The sequence below is a fragment of the Kitasatospora xanthocidica genome (assembly GCF_014656195.1).
Taxonomy (GTDB): Bacteria; Actinomycetota; Actinomycetes; order Streptomycetales; family Streptomycetaceae; genus Kitasatospora; species Kitasatospora xanthocidica.
Genome location: NZ_BNBY01000005.1, coordinates 351,868 through 370,589 on the forward strand (window position 1 = coordinate 351,868; position 18,722 = coordinate 370,589).

Below are 18,722 nucleotides of genomic sequence, written 5' to 3' on the forward strand. Positions count from 1 at the left end.
AGCTCCTGATGATCGATGTCCCCACACTGGTCGAACAGGCCCGGGAGGGCAGGCCGCGGGCCGTCGCCCGGCTGATCACGCTGGTCGAGAACGCCGCCCCGCAGCTGCGGGAGGTCATGGCCGCGCTCGCGCCGCACACCGGCCGGGCCTACACCGTCGGCCTCACCGGCTCGCCCGGCGTCGGCAAGTCCACCTCCACCTCGGCGCTGGTCTCCGCCTACCGGCGGCTCGGCAAGCGGGTCGGGGTGCTCGCCGTCGACCCGTCCTCGCCGTTCTCCGGCGGCGCGCTGCTGGGCGACCGGGTCCGGATGCAGGACCACGCCACCGACCCCGAGGTGTTCATCCGCTCGATGGCCACCCGCGGCCACCTCGGCGGACTCTCCTGGGCGGCGCCGCAGGCCCTGCGGGTCCTGGACGCGGCCGGCTGCGACGTCATCCTGGTCGAGACCGTCGGCGTGGGGCAGTCCGAGGTCGAGGTCGCCGCCCAGGCCGACACCACCGTGGTGCTGCTGGCCCCCGGCATGGGCGACGGCATCCAGGCCGCCAAGGCCGGGATCCTGGAGATCGGCGACCTCTTCGTGGTCAACAAGGCCGACCGGGACGGCGCCGACGCCACCGCGCGGGAGCTCAACCACATGCTGGGCCTCGGCGAGGCCCGCGAGGCGGGGGACTGGCGCCCGCCGATCGTGAAGACCGTCGCCGCCCGCGGCGAAGGCGTCGACGAGGTGGTCGAGGCGCTGGAGAAGCACCGTGCCTGGCTGGAGGAGCACGGCGAACTCGCGATGCGGCGCCGCCGCCGGGCGGCCGAGGAGATCGAGGCCATCGCCCTCGCCGAACTGCGCGCCCGGATCGGCGACCTCCGCGGGGACCGCCACCTGGCCGCGCTCGCCGAACGCGTCGCCGCCGGCGATCTCGACCCCTACGGCGCCGCCGACGAACTCGTCGCCGGCCTCACCCAGACCTGAGCCACCCCGGCTCTGTCACGCCGTCGCCGCTTCGGGGCGGTGGGGCCGGTGCCGCGGAGGGCGGGGCCGTGGTGGTGTCCACGGCCCCGCCCTCCGGGGGAGCGGGTGGTGCCTACGGGCGGCCGCGGAGGCCGCGGAGGTGGTCGGCGATCGGGGCGAGGGCCTCGAACATGGCGTCGAGCTGTTCGGGGGTGAAGCGGTCGATGAAGTGGGCCCGGACGCTGCGCACGTGGTCCGGGGCGACCCGCTGCATGGTTTCCCAGCCCTGCTCGGTGAGGTGGGCGTAGAGGCCGCGCCGGTCGCCGGGGCACTCCTGGCGGAGGACGAGGCCGGCGTTCTCCATCCGGGTGATCTGGTGGGAGAGCCGGCTCTTCGACTGCAGCGTGGCGGTCGCGAGGTCGGTCATCCGCATCCGGCGGTCCGGGGCCTCGGAGAGCACGACGAGGATCTCGTAGTCGTTGATGGCCAGGCTGTGGGGCTGGAGTTCGCGGCTGAGCTGGTACTCCAGCAGCTTGGAGACCTCCAGATGGGCGCGCCACATCCGCTGCTCCCTGGCGGACAGCCAGGGAGTTTCCTCCTCGGGCTGCGACGGAGGGTTGTCCGCAGTGTCGATCGTGTGCGTATCCATGGGACCTAGCATAGCCGATTTAGTTCAATCTTGTACGACTTTACAGGCCGAAACGTCGGCCGAGGTCGCCCAGGTTACCCAGCCCCGGGATGTTGGGGTTGCCGCCGCCGTGGCCGCCCGTGCCCGGCTGGGACGGCACGCCGCCGACCGGGACGCCCGCCTCGGCCCCGACCTGGCCCACCGACCGCTCCGCCATCAGCTTCTCGCTGGACTGCAGCAGCACCTGCCCGGCGCCGATGAACTCGAACTGGTGCTCCTCGCCGGAGGCGCCGCCGATGCCGGTCAGCCGCCGGATGCCGCCGATCAGCCCGTGCATGTAGTCGTGGTCGTAGTGGTGGCACGGCGCCGGGCAGTCCGCCCAGCCGACCAGCGCCTGCGGGTCCACCCGGATCGGCGGCTCCACGAAGTGCACCGGCCCGTTGGAGGCGGCGACGAACCGGCCGGTGCCGATCAGGGTCAGGAAGCCCGGGATGATCGACTGCTTGAGCCGCAGCGTCGGGTCGAAGGCGAGCAGGTTGCCGGAGCGGACGGTCAGGTTGCCGTCCTCCAGGTCGTACGAATTGAGGTCGAACGCCCGGTCGGCCAGCAGCAGTTTGCCGCGGCCCTCGGCGACCACCCAGTCCGACGCGTGCATCGGCGAGTTGAAGTGCTGCCCGAGCATCCGGTCGACCATCCCGGCACCGACGCCCTTGAAGGTGATGTCGCCGTAGTAGGCGACCATCTTGCCCTTCTGCAGGAAGTAGGACCCGTTCAGCTCAACCGAGAAGGCGTACGGGTTGACGTTGTCGTTGACCGGCAGGCTGTACACGTCGTGCACCACCGGGCCCGCGCCGCCCTGGGCGGTCGGCAGCGGGGCGACCGGGCCGCCGAACTGCTCCTGGGCGTACGACTGCTGGGGCTGCTGGGGCGGGGGCGTCGGGTAGCCGCCCTGCTGGGGGTAGCCTCCCTGCTGCGGGTACCCGCCCTGCTGCGGGCCGCCCGGCGCCGGGTAGCCCGGCTGCGGGCCGTAGCCCGGCGGGGGCGGCTGCGGGACGGCGAAGCCCGGCTGGGTCTGCTGGTCGTGCGGCGACTGCCCGTACGGGGGCTGCGGCGGGTAGGACATCAGAGCTTCTCCTCGCTCGCCTGGACGTACACCGCGCCCTGCCCGGACAGCTCCAGCTGGAACGCCTCGCCCGAGCCGCGGCCGATCATGTCGCGCCAGCCGAGCGCGGTGGACAGCTTGTTGCGGACGTCGCCGCGGTGCGCCACGTACGCCTGCGGGTCGACGTGCACGTCCTGGCCGGGGACGATCGGCAGCTCGAAGACGCCGCCGTGCGCCATCACCGCGACCGAGCCGTTGCCCTCCAGCTTGGTGGTGAACAGGCCCTGCCCGGTGACCTGGCCGCGGACCATGCCCATCACCCCGCCCTGCGAGCCCATGAACATGGTGGACTGGCGCAGCGTGCCCTCGAAGGCGAGCAGCCGGTCCGCCTCGACGTACAGGGTGTCGCCGAAGAGGTCGATCACGTGGACGTGGTGGCCGCCGTGGCCGAACATCACCCGGCCCTGGCCCTCGACGGTCATCAGCGGGGTGTCCTCGTTGGCCACCCGGCGGCCGATCATCGACATCACGCCGCCCTGACCGCCGGTGATGTTCGGCGTGAAGCGGACGTCGCCGCTGTACGCGAGCATCGCGCCGCGCTGGCTGAACAGCCGCTGACCGGGCACCACCTGGGCCTCGACCATCTTGCCGTTGATCTTCGTGAAGCCCATCAGACGTCACCTCCGATGGTGATCTTCTCGGAGGGCTGCACGTACACCAGGCCCTCGCCGGTGAACTCGACCTGGACGGCCTCGCCGCCGCCCTCGCCGATCACCGTCGTCCAGCCGGCGCCCGACTTGAGGCTGCGGTGCAGGTTGCCGGTGTGGGCGACGTACGCGCCCGGGTCCACCCGCAGCGGCATGCTCTTGTCGACCCGCAGGATGATGGCGGGTCCGTTGGAGGTGAGGGCGGCCCAGCCGTGCCCCTCCACCTTGGTGGTGAACAGGCCGTTGCCGGAGGACATGCCGTTGAGGCCGGTGAAGCTGGTGCCGGTGTGCAGGGCGGACTCGGTGCAGAGCAGGTTGTCCGCCTCGACGTACAGCGCCTCGCCGTTCAGCCGGACGAGGTTGATCTCGGTGGCCTTGTCGGCGAAGTAGCAGGTGCCCTGGCCCTTCACCTCCATGACGGTCATCTTCTCGCCGGTGAGCCGGCGGGCGACCATGCCGCGCAGGCCGTCCCCGCCGCCGGTCAGCTTCTTGAAGGCCATCTGCCCGGTGTAGGCGACCATGGCGCCGTGTCTGGCCTTGACGGCGTCCCCGCCCAAGTCGACGGCGAGCACTCGCGATCCCTGGAGTCTGAACTGTGCCACGGCCGCAATCTAGCCGCTGCGGCCGTGGCCCGGGGAGAGTGCGGGGCCGGACTGGTACCGGGCTGGGACGAAACCGCCGGTCAGTGCCGGGACGAAAGGCCGGTCAGTGCCGGGCGTGCGCGCCGTGTCCGGGGTGCGGAACCGTGCCGGCCGCCTGCTCGACCTCCAGCAGCGAGGCCGAGTGGCGCTCCGCCTCGAAGGCCACCACGCCGCCGCGCAGCCCGAACAGGCGCTTGGAGAGCATGATCCACAGGACCGCGGCGATGTTCAGCACCAGGGTGCAGATCTTCACCGCGCTGACGTGGTGGCTCAGCTCGTAGCCCTCCAGCGGCAGGAAGGCCGCGGTGGCGACCACGGTCAGGTACTCGGCCCAGCGCTTGTTGAGCCAGAGGCCGACCGCCTCGACGATCTCGATCACGGCGTAGGCGAGCAGCGAGCCCGCGACGATCAGCAGGGTGCTCTTCTTGAAGTCGAAGGTCTTGCGGATCGTCTCGACGATCGGGGCGTGTTCGAGGTCCCAGTGGAAGTGGTCGGTGACCGGCCGGAAGACCGTCAGGTTCTCGTCGAAGACCCGGTGCACCGCGTCCTGGCTGTTGGAGAACTTCCACACGGCCCAGGCGACCACGATGATCAGCAGCCCGCGCAGCACCCGCTCGACGGCGAGGAAGCGCAGGATGAAGAGGTCCCGCAGCGCCTTGCCGCGCGGCACCAGCGGCGCGTCCCCGGCGGGGCCGGTGCCGTGCGGGGCGCCGAGCGCGAAGTCGCCGCAGCGCAGGCAGCGCCAGGCGTCGCCGACGGCGGTGGCGGCGTGCAGCCGGGACGCCAGCTCGGGCTCGGTCGGCGCGTAGGTGATGTGGCCGCGCTTGGCGCAGGTCCTGCGGTCCCAGTCACGCTTGAACATGTGCTGACTACCCCCGTGGCGTGATGCTTCCGGCGCCCGGATCGGTGGGGCGCGCGGGCAGCAGGATAGGGGGTCCCGGTGACGGGCGGCCGTGCTCGGCCGTGTTCCGGCACACAGCTGTGACACGGAGGCTCCGGGCGGGGAGCGGGGCCGGCTGAGGAGGGAGGCGGGTGCTGTGAGATCGGGCACGGAGCCCACCCCCGGCCGGGGAGTCGGACGTGTGCTCGGTGATAATGGCCGGAAAGGCTTGTGAGTCGCTTCACAAGCGTGCCCGCGCCGCCGACCCCCGTATCGAGGTATCCCACGTGAACAGCAGCGCCGTCCACCGCCTGCGCCTGGTCTCCGGCCCCGAAGGGGTCTCGTTCGTCCTGCTGCTGATCTGCTCGGTGCTGAAGCGGACCACGTCCTTCGACGGCGTCCCGGTGATGGGCATGGTCCACGGGATCCTGTTCATCCTGTACGTGGTCTTCTGGATCCAGGCCTGGCAGTCGCAGAAGTGGGACGCCAAGCGCGGCGTCCTGCTGTTCGTGCTCTCGGTGCTGCCCGGCGGCGGCTTCGTCGCGGAGCGGATGCTCGGCCGCGAGGAGCGCGGCGAGCTGAAGGCCGCCACCGCCTGACCGCGGCTCGCGAAGTGGACGGTCGACAGGCTGCCGCGGCCTCCTCTCCCAAAGGGCCGCGGCAGCCTGTCGCCGTTTCTTACCGGGGATGGTCCGGGGTGCGCCCCGGGCGGCTCGCGTTCCCGCCCGGGGCGCCGGTGGGTCGCTAGTTGACGTTCACGGCGCTCCAGGCCGCCGCCACGGTCTTGTACTCGGTGCTGGTGGTGCCGTACAGGTCGCCGGCAGCCTTGAGGGTCGCGGTGCGGGCGGCCTTGTAGTTGGTGGTGGAGGTCATGTAGACGGTCAGCGCGCGGTACCAGATGGCCGCCGCCTTGGTCCGGCCGATGCCGGTCACCGTCGAGCCGTTGGAGGTCGGGCTGTTGTAGCTGACGCCGTTGATGACCTTGGCGCCGCTGCCCTCCGAGAGCAGGTAGAAGAAGTGGTTGGCGACGCCGGAGGAGTAGTGGACGTCCTTGTTGCCGACGGTGGAGGACCAGTAGTCGGCCGAGGCGCCGTCCTTGGAGGGCTTGTCCATGTAGCGCAGCGGGGTGCCGTTGCCGTTGATGTTGAGCTTCTCGCCGATCAGGTAGTCACCGGGGTCGGCGGCCAGGTTGGCCGACCACTCGACCATGGTGCCGAAGATGTCCGAGGTGGCCTCGTTGAGGCCGCCGGACTCGCCGGAGTAGATCAGGCCGGCGGTGGCGGAGGTGACGCCGTGGCTCATCTCGTGGCCGGAGACGTCGATGGCGGTCAGCGGGTGGGTGTTGCCGGAACCGTCGCCGTACGTCATGCAGAAGCAGGAGTCGTCCCAGAACGCGTTCACGTAGTTGGTGCTGTAGTGGACCCGGCTGGCGGCGCCGACGCCGTTGTTCTTGATGCCGCTGCGGCCGAAGGTGTTCTTGTAGTAGTCCCAGGTGGCGGCGGCGCCGTACTGGGCGTCCACACCGGCGGACTCGCGGTTGGACGGCAGGCCGTTGCCCCAGGAGTTGGTGGTGTTGGTGAACAGCGTGCCGCTGCCCGAGGTGCCGCCCTTGAGGTCGGTGGTGGACTGGTTGCCCCGGGAGGCGTCCTTCAGCTGGTAGCTGGAACCGCTCTGGGTGGTGGTCAGCGTGACGGTGCCGACGTTGACGCCCTTGCCGGTGCCGGTCGCGGTCTGCACGTGCTCCTGGCTGGAGAGCACCTGGCCGGTGGCCGCGTCGGTGACGACGTCCTGGCGGCTCGGGGTGCCGTCCGCCCGCTCGCCGGTGACCACCGTGCGGTGGGCCAGCCGCGGGGCGCCGTCGGCCGCCCAGACGACCAGCTCGGCCGCACCGGCGCCGTCGACCCGGCTGAGCGCCGCCTCGTCCTCGTCGGCGGCGATGCCGACCGTCGCGCGCACCGCGGCGGTGGCCCGCTCGGCGGCCTGGCCCGCGGCGAGGCCCGGGGTGAGGGAGGGCACGGACAGCCGGCCGGCGAAGGCGCGGTCGACCGAGCCGACCGTGCCGTCGGCCTTCTGGTGGACGACCAGGTCGCCGCCGATCACCGGCAGGCCGGCGTAGGTCCGCTCGTACCGGAGGTGACGGGTGCCGTCCCGGTCCACCACGACGTCCTTGGCCACCAGCTGCTCCTGGCCGCCGAGGGCCAGGGCCTGCGCGACCGGGGTGCTCTGCCCGGCGGCGAACGCGAGCAGCGCGGACTGCTGCTGCCCGGGCGCGGGGGCGGCGGCCTGGGCGGGGGCGGCGGCGATCTGGACGACGCCGGCCAGCAGGGCGGTGGCGGAGAGTACGGCTCCGACAGTCAGCTTTCGTTTCATGGACAGGGGGTTCCTTCCACGAGACCCGCGGGTGCGTGCGGGTGCGCCGCGTACCGGGGCGTCGGGGTTGACGCCGTGGGGCGGTAGGGCGCGGACGTGCTGCTCCCGTGCGGTTCCTGACGCTCCGCCTGATGGGTGGGGGTGACGGAGGTCGGACGGGACCTGGTCAGAAGCATGACAATTGTTGGCAGCAATGGACAGGCCGCGTACGGGGATTGGCCAGGAGTCGCCAGTCCCGGTACGGATGGTTCGGTTGCCGCCGGTTGCCCGGTATGGGCTGTTCGTCCCCCTGGCGGGACTCCGCCAGCCGGTCGGCCTTGACGGGCCGGAGGCAGGCGAACGCCCGGGCACCCTCGGGCAGCCGGACGCCCGGAGACAGGCGGACGCCCGGGGCCTGCCCTCCGCGGGCCCCGGGCGTCCGGTCAGGCTGCGCCGTACGTCAGTTGACGTTGACGGCGGCCCAGGTGGCGGCGACCGCGTTGTACTCGGCGCTGTTCGCGCCGTACAGGTCGGTGGCGGCCTTCAGGGTCGCCGTGCGGGCGGCGGCGTAGTTGGTGCTGGAGGTCATGTAGGTGGTCAGCGCCTTGTACCAGACCTGCGCGGCCTTGTCCCGGCCGATGCCGGCGAGGGTCGAGCCGTTGGAGGTCGGGCTGTTGTAGTTGACGCCGTTGATGGTCTTGGCGCCGCTGCCCTCGGCGAGCAGGTAGAAGAAGTGGTTGGCCACGCCGGAGGAGTAGTGCACGTCCAGGTTGCCGACCGAGGGGGACCAGTAGTCGGCCGAGGAGCCGTCCTTGGAGGGCTGGTCCATGTAGCGCAGCGGCGTGCCGTCGCCGTTGATGTCGATCAGCTCGCCGATCAGGTAGTCCGGCTTGTCGGCGGGCAGGTTGGCGTAGAACTCGACCATGGTGCCGAAGATGTCCGAGGTGGCCTCGTTGAGGCCGCCGGACTCGCCCGAGTAGTTCAGGTTGGCGGTGGCCGAGGTGACGCCGTGGCTCATCTCGTGGCCGGCCACGTCCAGCTCGGTCAGCGGGTGGGTGTTGCTGGTGCCGTCGCCGTAGGTCATGCAGAAGCAGCTGTCGTCCCAGAACGCGTTGACGTAGTTGCGCCCGTAGTGGACCCGGCTCGCCGCGCCGACGCCGTTGTTCTTGATGCCGCTGCGGCCGAAGGTGTTCTTGTAGAAGTCCCAGGTGGCGGCGGCGCCGAACTGGGCGTCCACGGCGGCGGACTCCGCGTTGGAGGACAGGCCGTTGCCGAAGCTGTCGGTCGAGTTGGCGACCAGGGTGCCGGAGCCGGAGGTGCGGCCCTTCAGGGTGTAGGTGGCCTGGCCGCCGCGGCTGGCGTCCTTCAGCTGGAAGCTGGAGCCGCTCTGGGTGGTGGTCAGCGGGACGGTGCCGACGAAGACGCCCTTGCCGGTGCCGGAGGCGGTCTGCACCTCCTCGTGGGTGGAGAGCACCTGGCCGCTCGCCGCGTCGGTGACCAGCAGCTGGCGGCTCGGGGTGCCGTCGGCGCGCTCGCCCTCGACGGTGGTGCGGTACGCCAGGCGCGGGCTGCCGTCGGTGGCCCAGACCACGAGCTCGGCCTTGCCGGTCTGGTGCACCGCCGTCAGCGGGGCCTCGTCCTTGTCGGCGGTGACGCCGACGGTGGACTGGACGGCGCCGGTGGCCTGGGCCGCGGCCTTGTCGGCGGGGATCTGCGGGGTGAGGCTCGGCAGGGCGATCGTCGCGCCGGTGGCCTTGTCCACGGAGGTGGTCGAGCCGTCCGCCTTCTGGTGCACCACGAGGTCGCCGCCCAGGACCGGGAGCCCGGCGAAGGTGCGCTCGTAACGGAAGTGGCGGGTGCCGTCGGCGTCCACCAGGGCGTCCTTGGCGACCAGCTTCTCCTGGCCGCCCAGGCCCAGGGCGTGCGCCACCTTGGCGGCCTGGCCGTTGGCCAGGGCGATCAGGTCGGCGGCCTGGGAGTGCGGGGCCGGGTCCGCGATGGCCGCGGTGCTGGCCTGGACGACGCCCGTGAGCAGGGCGGTGGCGGAGATGACGGCGACTGCGGCGAGCTTTCGCTTCACGGACGAGTCCTTCCGGAGAACCGCGTGTGGGCGCGGTCGCACCTCGTCCCGGGGGCCGGGTTCGGCACCTTCGGGGCGGGACGGGCGCTGACGTGCAGGGCCCCGGGCTTCGCCACCGGTGGGTGGGGGTGGTGGCTGTCGAACGGGGTTGGCGGAAAGCATGACAATCGAGCAAATCAAATGACAGGTCTTGCTCATGGATTGGCCAAGTCCCGCCAGAACGAAGCAATGTGAACGGACGGACGAACCGGGCGAATCACCCCGCCTTGCAGCGGGTTACCGTCCGAACCGAGGCCTGCCGACACGGCATTGGCGGGATCGGCGGTCAACCCCGGTGCGCCGCACCCCCGTTGCCGCCCGTTCACACCGGTGCAATGTCCTGGTATGGACCTGGCCGCCCCAATGGCGGGATCCCGCCACGCGTCGCACTTGTCCACCATCAGGACGGCTGGTAGCGCCGGTAGCGGGCGCCGGTACGGTAAGGAGGTGGCCAAGCCCCTCGCTCTCGACTTCGACCCGATCGCCCGCGCCGACGAGCTGTGGACCCGCCGCTGGGGCGGAGTCCCCTCGATGGCGGCGATCACCTCGATCATGCGCGCCCACCAGATCCTGCTGTCCCGCGTGGACGCGGTGCTCAAGCCGTACGGGCTGACCTTCGCCCGCTACGAGGCGCTGGTCCTGCTGACCTTCAGCCGGACCGGCGAGCTCTCGCTCTCCAAGATCGGCGAGCGGCTGATGGTCCACCCGACCAGCGTGACCAACACCGTCGACCGCCTGGAGCGGGCCGGCCTGGTCGCCCGCCGCCCCAACCCGCTGGACGGCCGCGGCGTGCTGGCCGCGATCACCGACCGCGGCCGGGAGGCGGTCGAGGAGGCCACCCGGGAGCTGATGGCGATGGAGTTCGGGCTGGAGGAGTACGGCCCCGACCAGTGCCGCCAGGTCTTCGAACTGCTCAGGCCGCTGCGCGTCGCGGCCGGCGACTTCGCCGAGCCGGACGAGGGGGCTGCGAAGCGGCGGCCGTGAGGACGGCTACCCTCGTGGGAGCGGTGCGCGGATCCGGGCGTACCCGCGGAAACTGCCGAGCGAGGCGAGGAAGAGTATGAAGGCGACCCCCCTGCTGGGCTGGTACCGGGGCCTGGCCATTGCGACCGGTGTGGCGCTGCTGGTCTTCTGCGGCTTCATGGTCGCGAAGTACGGCTTCGGCCGGGCCGAGGAGGTGACCACCTACGTCGCGATGCTGCACGGCTACCTGTACATCGGGTACTTCGTGGTGACCTTCCTGCTCGGGCAGAAGCTGAAGTGGCCGCTGGGCCGACTGGTGCTGACCCTGGCGGCGGGCTGCATCCCGTTCCTCTCCTTCGTCTTCGAGCGCAAGGTGGCCGGCGAGGCCGCCGAGAGGCTGACGGCGGGCACCGGTGCCCGCCAGCCGGCCGGCGTCTGAGCCGAACCCTTCGAGAGCGCCCCTCCCCGATCGCGGGGGAGGGGCGCTCTCGGCGTTCCCGGGCCCGCTCCGGCCGGTGCCGGCCCGCTCCGGCCCGCTCTGGCCTGTTCCGACCGCTCCGATCCGTTCCGATCCGTTCCGGCCCGGTGCCGCGCGCCTCGGTGCGGGCGACACGGGGCCGACTCCCATCGACAAGTACTAGGACGTCCGAGTAAATTAGTAGGACGTCCTAATAGCTGTGCCGCCCCGTCGCCGTGGCGGCCGTACGGAGCGGAGTTCGGGGTCATGGACGCCGAGGAGATCGAGCGCGGACGCCAGCGCTGGCAGCAGCGGTACGACAAGGCCCGCAAGCGGGACGCGGACTTCAGCACCCTCTCCGGCGACGAGGTCGAGCCGGTCTACGGCCCGCCCGCCGGGCAGGCCGTCGAGGGCTTCGAGCGGATCGGCTGGCCGGGCGAGTACCCGTACACCCGCGGCCTGCACCCGACCGGCTACCGGGGCCGCACCTGGACCATCCGCCAGTTCGCCGGCTTCGGCAACGCGCAGCAGACCAATGAGCGCTACCGGATGATCCTGGACGCGGGCGGCGGCGGCCTCTCGGTCGCCTTCGACATGCCCACCCTGATGGGCTACGACTCGGACGACCCCAAGTCGCTCGGCGAGGTCGGGCACTGCGGCGTGGCCATCGACTCGGCCGCCGACATGGAGGTCCTGTTCAAGGACATCCCGCTCGGCGGGGTCACCACCTCGATGACGATCAGCGGCCCGGCCGTCCCGGTCTTCTGCATGTACCTCGTCGCCGCCGAGCGCCAGGGCGTCGACCCGGCGGTGCTCAACGGCACCCTGCAGACGGACATCTTCAAGGAGTACATCGCGCAGAAGGAGTGGCTCTTCGCACCCGAGCCGCACCTGCGCCTGATCGGCGACCTGATGGCCTACTGCGCCGAGGGCATCCCCGCGTACAAGCCGCTGTCCGTCTCCGGCTACCACATCCGCGAGGCCGGGGCGACGGCCGCGCAGGAGCTGGCGTACACCCTCGCGGACGGCTTCGGCTACGTCGAGCTGGGCCTGTCCCGCGGCCTGGACGTGGACGTCTTCGCGCCCGGCCTGTCGTTCTTCTTCGACGCGCACCTGGACTTCTTCGAGGAGATCGCCAAGTTCCGCGCCGCCCGCCGGATCTGGGCCCGCTGGATGCGCGAGCGCTTCGGCGCCAAGACGGACAAGGCGCAGTGGCTGCGCTTCCACACCCAGACCGCCGGCGTCTCGCTCACCGCGCAGCAGCCGTACAACAACGTGGTCCGCACCGCCGTCGAGGCGCTGGCCGCGGTGCTCGGCGGCACCAACTCGCTGCACACCAACGCCCTGGACGAGACCCTGGCGCTGCCCTCCGAGCAGGCCGCCGAGATCGCCCTGCGCACCCAGCAGGTGCTGATGGAGGAGACCGGCGTCGCCAACGTGGCCGACCCGCTGGGCGGTTCCTGGTACGTCGAGGCGCTGACCGACCGGATCGAGGAGCAGGCCGAGGCGATCTTCCAGCGGATCCTGGACAAGGGCCGCGAGGACCACGAGATCGGCCCGATCACCTCCGGCATCCTGCGGGGCATCGAGGAGGGCTGGTTCACCGGCGAGATCGCCGAGGCGGCCTTCCAGTACCAGCAGTCGGTGGAGAAGGGCGACAAGCGCGTGGTCGGCGTCAACTGCCACCCGCGCAGCGTCACCCCGGAGCTGGAGATCCTGCGGGTCAGCCACGAGGTCGAGCGCGAGCAGGTCCGGGTGCTGGCCGAGCGCAAGGCGGCCAGGGACGAGGCGGCCGTCCGGGCCGGGCTGGACGCCATGCTGGCGGCGGCCCGCTCGGGCGAGTCGATGATCCCGCCGATGCTGGACGCGGTGCGCGCCGAGGCGACCCTGGGCGAGATCTGCAACGCGCTGCGGCAGGAGTGGGGCACGTACCAGGAGAACGCCATGTTCTGACGGCCCCGGAGCCGGGTCCGGGGCCCCCGGACATCAGCCGCCCGTACGGATTCCGTACGGGCGGCTGCGCCGTGTTCTCAGCCGGTGGTGAGCGGGCCCAGCAGCAGCTCGATGAAGCGGCGGGTCCACGCGGGGGTGATCGGCTCGCCGCTGACCAGGACGCGGTGCTCGACGGTGCCCGCGATGGTGTCGAAGATGATGTCGACCTCCTCGCGGGCGGCCTCGGCGTCGGTGTCCGCCTCCAGTTCGCCGCGCGCCTGGGCGGCCGCCCGGCCCTGGCGGACCAGCCGCTTCTGCGGGTCGACGATGGCCTCGCGGATCCGGCGGTGCAGCTGCCGGTCGCGGATGCCCTCGGCGAACAGCGCGAGCAGCGCGGCCTGGGTCTCCGGGCGGGCCAGCAGGTCGGCGAACTGGGTCACCACGGCCTCGATGTCGGCCCGCAGGCTGCCGAGGTCGGGCATCTCCAGTTCGTCGAAGAGGGTGGCGACGGCGTCGACGACGAGCTCGTTCTTGGACGGCCAGCGGCGGTAGAGGGTGGTCTTGGCGACCCCGGCCCGGCTCGCCACGTGGCCCATGGTCAGTCCGCCCCAGCCGAGTTCGGCGAGGGCCTCGCGGGTGGCGTCGAGGATGGCGTGGTCGGCGGCGGCGCTGCGCGGGCGGCCCTTGGCCCGGGTGGCGCCGGCGGCTTCCGGGGCCGGGCCGGCGGCGTCCGGGGCGGTGCCGGCCGGGACGGTGCTCGCCGGGGCCGCGCACGGCGGGAGCGTGCTCTCCGGGCTCGCGGGGGGCTGGGCGGCCGGCACCGGGCCTCCTTGCGCTTTACTGGTAAGTAACTTGGGCGGGGCTGGTAACGGTAGCGACTGTTGGCCGGTTCGGGCAGCCGGGCCACCCGGGAAAGTGGGGCAGGTCACGTCCCGGAACCGCCGGATGGGCTTGCGGCCGGGGCACCGGCTCCAGTTACGCTACGACTCGTAGCGAAAGCAGTGACAACCAGGCGCCGCGACCCGTGGGACGGGAGCGGCGCGGGCGCGGGTGGGGATCCGCGCCGAACGGTCAAGGCTACCGGGGGAGCGGCACCGCGCCCGGGAACCCGCTCCGCGCGGACCGCGTGGCGCGACTTTCCCGAGGATGGTGCCCGCGAGCAGCGCGGACGGGGGAGGATGGTGCCATGCAGCCACGGAATTCGCGTCTCAACAGCTCCGCCCTGCGCGGTGCGGTGGACCTCGCCGCAGTGAAGGCGGCCGGCGAGGCCGCCCAGAAGGCCGAGCAGGCCCGGGCCGAGCGGGCCCGTCAGGCGGCCGCCGCCGAAGCGTCGGGCGTCGCCCCCGCCCAGTCCGCCTCCCAGCTCGTCATCGACGTCACCGAGGACACCTTCGAGGCCGAGGTCGTCCAGCGCTCCACCGAGGTGCCGGTCGTCATCGACTTCTGGGCCGAGTGGTGCGGCCCCTGCAAGCAGCTCAGCCCGGTCCTGGAGGGTCTGGCCGAGGAGTACGCCGGCCGCTTCGTGCTCGCCAAGATCGACGTGGACTCCAACCAGCTGCTCGCCGAGCAGTTCGGCATCCAGGGCATCCCCGCCGTGATGGCCGTGGTGGCCGGCCAGCTGGTGCCGCTGTTCCAGGGCGCGGAGAGCGCCGCCAACATCCGCAAGATCCTCGACCAGCTGATCCTGGTCGCCGAGCAGCGCTTCGGCGTGGGCGGCGGCGCGGCCGCGGCCCCGGGCGAGGCCGGGGCGGCCGCCCCGCAGCGCCCCGAGGACCCGGCGCTGACCGCCGCGCACGACGCGCTGGACTCCGGCGACCTGGGCGGTGCCATCCGGGCGTACCGGAACGTGCTGACCGAGCAGCCGGGCAACACCGAGGCCAAGCTGGGCCTGGCCCAGGCCGAGCTGCTGCAGCGGATCGAGGGCCTGGACCTGCAGGCCGTCCGGGCGGCGGCCGCGTCCGACCCGAAGAACGTCGAGGTCCAGCTGCAGGCGGCCGACCTGGACCTGGTCGGCGGTCACGTCGAGGACGCCTTCGGGCGCCTGGTGGACACCGTCGGACGGACGGCCGGCGAGGACCGGGACGCCGCCCGGGTGCGCCTGCTGGAGCTGTTCGAGGTGATCGGGACGGAGGACCCGCGGGTCGTCGCGGCCCGTACGGCGCTGGCGCGCGTGCTGTTCTGAGCCTGGTTCGGCTCCCCGTCCGGGGCCGGTTTCCGGGGCGGTTCGGGCATGGGTTCGGGCCCGGTTCCGGGCCGGTCCGGGGCCCCGGTCGGCACGGCGGATGACCTGCGGTGTCACCAGGTGATTTGGCGACAATCCGGTCAACCGGACAGAGGTTTACCAAATCTTGATTTCACCCGTGGGTGGTCACCTTCCGTGACCACCCACGGGTGTTTCGTCGGTGTTTCCGGCGGATTTCGTCGTCACCTTTCCTTCAAGGCGTCACGCAGGGTACAGATCGCGCCATTTCCATGATCGACGCCACCGGATGTTGCATTACCCGTCAGTAAGGCACCTCTTGTGCTTCGCCCGGGATTCAAGCAGCATCAGCGTCGCCCGGTCCCAGACTCCACACCCTCCGACAGTCCGTCGGCCACGCGGAGCGCGGGATCCCCACCGGGTGATCCGCCGGCTCCGGTCGGCGGTAGGGAGGGCAGGGGGGTATCCGCGGTCCCACGGCGGTTCCTGTCCTTCGACCGGCCGCGCGGCCCTGCGCGGTCGCTGGTTGTCGCTCGGGGGTGATCGCCGATGTCGTCGGTCCTGCCCGCCGTCCCACAAGGTCGGCCGGTGCTTGGCCGGGAGGGCCGCTGTACGCGGGCCGCTCCCGCGTCCGACGACGCCCAAGGCGCTCTCCGCTACCGAGGACGTAGCTCTCTCCCATCCCAGGCCCCCACCGGTGCTGGACGCGCCGCCGGGGAGCCGGAGATGTACGTCCTAGAAGGAGGACTCGCATGTCCAAGGCCTACGGCAAGACCCGCTGGAAGCGCTTCGCCCTGGTGATGGTGCCGAGCGTCGCGGCCACCGCGATGGTCGGCGTCTCGATCGCCAACAGCGCGCTCGCCGCCTCGTTCAGCATTTCCGGCCAGCAGTTCAAGGTCAGCACCGACCAGCTGCACGGCACCAACTTCGCCCAGTTCGGCTCGGTCGACATCGAGGCGAACGGCAAGCCGCACCCGGTCGCGGTCTCGGCATTCGACCACGCCGACATCACCAACCTGTGCCAGTCCGTGGTGACCGACCTGACCGGCTTCGGTCTGGGCAAGATCACCCTGCAGCTGCACGCCGGCACCGAGGCGGGCAAGCCCGTCCAGGCCGACAACCTGCTGATCGACCTGGAGCAGCTGAAGGCGGACGCGACCTTCACCGACATCAACATCGGTCAGGACGCCTCCACCCTCTCCGGCTCGGCCACCCAGGGCTGGACCCCGCACCCGGGCGTCACCAAGGCGGGCGGCGGCGCCGGCCTGCCCTCCGGTCCGACCGGTTTCGCCCAGGCCGCCAAGAAGGCCGACCTGAGCGGTGTCCAGCAGGTCGCCCGGGCCACCTCGGCCGGAACGTTCAAGCTGAACGGCCTGAACCTCGCGCTCAAGAGCGGCGACGGCCCGGGCAACGAGTGCTTCTGAGCCTCGTCTGACCGGGAGGTCCGGCCGGCGCGCCTGACGGCACGCCGGTCGGCGCACCCGGACCACGGGTCCACCCGGGGCCGGGGGCGGCGGACCACCGCCGTTCCCGGCCCACCCCCATTCTCTTCCCCTCGTAGCGACATCGAGGAGCCGCACCATGTCCAGCGCAACGGTCGAACCCCGGACCGGCCACCAGAACCCGATCGGTTGGCTCTGGCGCCACTTCCGTGATTTCCGCCGCACCAGGCCCTTCTGGGGCGGTCTGCTGGCCATGATCGCCGGCGTCCCGATCCTCTACTTCCCGTACGCGCACCTGACGTTCGGCGGCCTGACCATCGCGATGTCGACCACGGCCGGCGCCGGGTCGCTGATCATCGGCGTGCTGATGATCATCCTCGGTCTGACCGCCTGGTTCCAGCCCGCCGTACGGGTCTTCGGCGGCATCGCCACCATCCTGCTGACGCTGGTCTCGATCCCGGTCTCCAATCTGGCGGGCTTCGGGCTGGCGCTGCTGCCCGGTCTGATCGGCGGCGGCCTGATGGTCTCCTGGGCGCCGCTGCCGGAGCCCAAGGCCGAGCCGACGGCCAAGGCCGGCCGTCGCCGCCGGGCCAAGGGCGCGGCCGACGCCACGGCGGCGAACGCCGTGGCGGAGAGCGTCGCCACCGCGCCGCGCGCCACCGAGCCGGCTGCCACCGAGTCAGTCGCTGCCGAGCCGGGCGCCGTCGCGGAACCGGCCACCGAGGCGCCCACCGCCACGCTGCCCGCCCAGGGCGAGCCGCAGGAGCCGGCTGCCGCGCCCGCCGCCGAGCCCGCCGCCGGAACCGCCCTGCCGAAGCAGTCCGGCGCCACCGATCCGGAGGGGGCGCGGTGACCGGGCCGGCCGAGCAAGCCGACGGCGCCGCCGTCCCCGCACGGCGCCCCGGCCGGCACGCGGCCCCGCGCACGTCCGTACGGGTCCGGCTGAGAGGCCGGGCGCTCGCGATGGCCGCGGTGCCGACCGCGCTGCTGATGGCCGCCGCCTACACGCCCAACCCGGCGCTTGCCGAGCCCGCGGCGGGCAAGCCGTGCGGCAACGCACCGGTCGCGGTGCCGGACGTGGCCCCGATCGAGACACCCGTGCCCAAGAGCGAGCTGCCCGAGCCGCCGCCGGGTCCGTCCACCGCGCCGAGCACCGCGCCCACCGCGGGGACCGGCGCCGGGCCGTCGACCGGCCCGAGCTCGGTGCCGACCACGGTCCCCACCCAGGCCCCGACCCAGGCGCCCACCGCGACGCCCACCCAGCAGCCGACCTCGCCGGTCAAGCCGCCGCCCGCCGCGACGCCCGCCACCCAGCCGCCGGCCGCCCGCGCGGCCGTGACCACCGGTGACGCGGCGGCCCCGGGCGCGGCCCAGGGCGCCGCCGGCGGTACCGGCCTGGCGACTCAGGCCGGGCTGATCGACGACATCGTCGGCGGCATCAACCACCTGCTGAACCCGAGCAGTTCACCGAGCCCGACGGCGAGCCCGACCCAGCCGCCCAAGCCCGGCACCACCCCGGCGCCGCCGGCCGCCACCCCGGCCGCACCGGCCCCGCGCACCGGCGCCCCGGCCCAGCCCGTGCCCGCCCAGCCGCAGGCTCCGGCCGCCGCCCAGGAAGCGGCGGCCCAGCCCTCCGGCGGGGCGCCCTCGCCCGCCGCGACGCCGAGCGGGAAGGCGAGCGGGAAGGCGAGTGCCAAGGCGACGCCCACCGCGGGTGCCTCCGGTACCGCCTCGCCCACCGCGGGCGCCTCCGGCTCGCCGTCCGCCTCGCCCACCGCCTCGCCCACCGCGAACCCCAACTGCGCTGTGGACGCCCGGAGTCTGACCGCCGGTGCGGCCGCCCCCGGGCATGTCGTCCCGGAGCAGAACTGGACGCTGGTGACCAGTCGGCTGGCCCTGCACGGCGCGGCCTTCCACGGCGTCTACGACGTGAAGACGCCGACCGGCAGCAAGCGGGTGCTGAAGTTCGTGGTCGACAGCGTCGACATCGACAACCTCGACATGTCGACCCTGCAGGGCAACGGTGTGACCTTCCACGTCCAGGGCGCCAAGGGCTCCACCTCGACCATGCGCAACGGCCAGGTCACCATGTACGTGGAGCGGCTGTCCGGCCACCTCTCCAAGGTGCTCGGCCTGCCGATCCCGATCGACCTGGGCGAGGTCACCCTCACTCCGGACACCCTGCCGCGCTGGCTGTACGACCTGATCGGTGCCATCCCGATCCCGCTGGACCTGGAGCTGACCGGCGTCACCGCCAAGCAGGCCGGCCAGTTCGGCGGCACCCTGCACATCCCGGGGATGCACCTGTTCAACGACGACGCGCCGTACAGCGACAAGTGAGCGGCAAGTGAGCGACCG

Annotated in this window: 17 protein-coding genes; 9 read left to right on the top strand and 8 right to left on the bottom strand. The window is 72.3% G+C overall.

Features of this window, described 5'->3' with window-relative positions; genetic code table 11:
- Positions 1-8 precede the first annotated feature (8 nt).
- The gene (gene meaB, locus IE332_RS11930) at positions 9-965 is read left to right on the top strand and encodes a methylmalonyl Co-A mutase-associated GTPase MeaB (protein ID WP_189915754.1); all 957 of its coding nucleotides are present in this window, start codon (positions 9-11) and stop codon (positions 963-965) included.
- 112 nt (positions 966-1,077) lie between these two features.
- On the opposite strand, the gene IE332_RS11935 is transcribed toward meaB, so the two are convergent.
- The 5 genes from IE332_RS11935 to IE332_RS11955 all read right to left on the bottom strand — a co-directional run bounded on the left by IE332_RS11935 (position 1,078) and on the right by IE332_RS11955 (position 4,884).
- On the bottom strand, positions 1,078-1,593 hold the full coding sequence (locus IE332_RS11935; protein ID WP_189915755.1) for a MarR family winged helix-turn-helix transcriptional regulator: 516 nt from the start codon (positions 1,591-1,593) through the stop codon (positions 1,078-1,080).
- Between the two features lie 40 nt (positions 1,594-1,633).
- Entirely contained in the window at positions 1,634-2,443 is an 810-nt protein-coding gene (locus IE332_RS11940) for an AIM24 family protein (protein ID WP_229928554.1), read from the bottom strand.
- 251 nt (positions 2,444-2,694) lie between these two features.
- Positions 2,695-3,345: an AIM24 family protein gene (locus IE332_RS11945; RefSeq protein WP_189915757.1), complete on the bottom strand. Its 651-nt coding sequence runs from the start codon at positions 3,343-3,345 to the stop codon at positions 2,695-2,697.
- Positions 3,345-3,983, bottom strand: a complete 639-nt coding sequence (locus IE332_RS11950) for an AIM24 family protein (RefSeq protein WP_189915758.1) — start codon at positions 3,981-3,983, stop codon at positions 3,345-3,347. The genes IE332_RS11945 and IE332_RS11950 overlap by 1 nt, the downstream gene beginning before the upstream one ends.
- Before the next feature lie 103 nt (positions 3,984-4,086).
- Entirely contained in the window at positions 4,087-4,884 is a 798-nt protein-coding gene (locus tag IE332_RS11955) for a DUF2127 domain-containing protein (RefSeq protein WP_189915759.1), read from the bottom strand.
- A 305-nt stretch (positions 4,885-5,189) separates the two neighbouring features.
- Here IE332_RS11955 and IE332_RS11960 point away from each other — a divergent pair, with 305 nt between their 5' ends.
- Positions 5,190-5,501 carry a DUF3817 domain-containing protein gene (locus IE332_RS11960; protein WP_229928526.1) on the top strand — a complete coding sequence of 104 codons (312 nt, stop codon included), beginning with the start codon at positions 5,190-5,192 and terminating at the stop codon, positions 5,499-5,501.
- Positions 5,502-5,646: 145 nt separating this feature from the next.
- On the opposite strand, the gene IE332_RS11965 is transcribed toward IE332_RS11960, so the two are convergent.
- Positions 5,647-7,272 carry a M4 family metallopeptidase gene (locus IE332_RS11965; RefSeq protein ID WP_189915760.1) on the bottom strand — a complete coding sequence of 542 codons (1,626 nt, stop codon included), beginning with the start codon at positions 7,270-7,272 and terminating at the stop codon, positions 5,647-5,649.
- Positions 7,273-7,711: 439 nt separating this feature from the next.
- A complete protein-coding gene (locus tag IE332_RS11970; RefSeq protein ID WP_229928527.1) occupies positions 7,712-9,331 on the bottom strand; it encodes a M4 family metallopeptidase in 1,620 nt (539 codons plus the stop codon).
- Positions 9,332-9,817: 486 nt separating this feature from the next.
- Here IE332_RS11970 and IE332_RS11975 point away from each other — a divergent pair, with 486 nt between their 5' ends.
- From IE332_RS11975 to icmA, 3 genes are all read left to right on the top strand, one after another.
- Positions 9,818-10,354: a MarR family winged helix-turn-helix transcriptional regulator gene (locus IE332_RS11975; RefSeq protein WP_189915762.1), complete on the top strand. Its 537-nt coding sequence runs from the start codon at positions 9,818-9,820 to the stop codon at positions 10,352-10,354.
- Between the two features lie 76 nt (positions 10,355-10,430).
- Positions 10,431-10,772 carry a DUF3817 domain-containing protein gene (locus IE332_RS11980; protein ID WP_189915763.1) on the top strand — a complete coding sequence of 114 codons (342 nt, stop codon included), beginning with the start codon at positions 10,431-10,433 and terminating at the stop codon, positions 10,770-10,772.
- A gap of 285 nt (positions 10,773-11,057) precedes the next feature.
- Positions 11,058-12,743 carry a coenzyme B12-dependent isobutyryl-CoA mutase large subunit gene (gene icmA, locus IE332_RS11985; RefSeq protein WP_189915764.1) on the top strand — a complete coding sequence of 562 codons (1,686 nt, stop codon included), beginning with the start codon at positions 11,058-11,060 and terminating at the stop codon, positions 12,741-12,743.
- 77 nt (positions 12,744-12,820) lie between these two features.
- Here the strand turns inward: icmA and IE332_RS11990 are convergent, their stop codons facing one another.
- Complete coding sequence (locus IE332_RS11990) at positions 12,821-13,543, bottom strand: TetR/AcrR family transcriptional regulator (protein ID WP_189915765.1); 723 nt, start codon at positions 13,541-13,543, stop codon at positions 12,821-12,823.
- 365 nt (positions 13,544-13,908) lie between these two features.
- Between IE332_RS11990 and IE332_RS11995 the strand changes: the two genes are divergently transcribed.
- The 4 genes from IE332_RS11995 to IE332_RS12010 all read left to right on the top strand — a co-directional run bounded on the left by IE332_RS11995 (position 13,909) and on the right by IE332_RS12010 (position 18,704).
- The gene (locus IE332_RS11995) at positions 13,909-14,904 is read left to right on the top strand and encodes a tetratricopeptide repeat protein (RefSeq protein WP_189915766.1); all 996 of its coding nucleotides are present in this window, start codon (positions 13,909-13,911) and stop codon (positions 14,902-14,904) included.
- A 770-nt stretch (positions 14,905-15,674) separates the two neighbouring features.
- Positions 15,675-16,346, top strand: a complete 672-nt coding sequence (locus tag IE332_RS12000; RefSeq protein ID WP_189915767.1) for a DUF6230 family protein — start codon at positions 15,675-15,677, stop codon at positions 16,344-16,346.
- A gap of 157 nt (positions 16,347-16,503) precedes the next feature.
- Positions 16,504-17,217, top strand: a complete 714-nt coding sequence (locus IE332_RS12005; protein WP_229928528.1) for a DUF6114 domain-containing protein — start codon at positions 16,504-16,506, stop codon at positions 17,215-17,217.
- Complete coding sequence (locus tag IE332_RS12010; RefSeq protein ID WP_189915768.1) at positions 17,214-18,704, top strand: hypothetical protein; 1,491 nt, start codon at positions 17,214-17,216, stop codon at positions 18,702-18,704. Before IE332_RS12005 ends, IE332_RS12010 begins: the two co-directional genes overlap by 4 nt.
- The last annotated feature ends 18 nt before the right edge of the window (positions 18,705-18,722 follow it).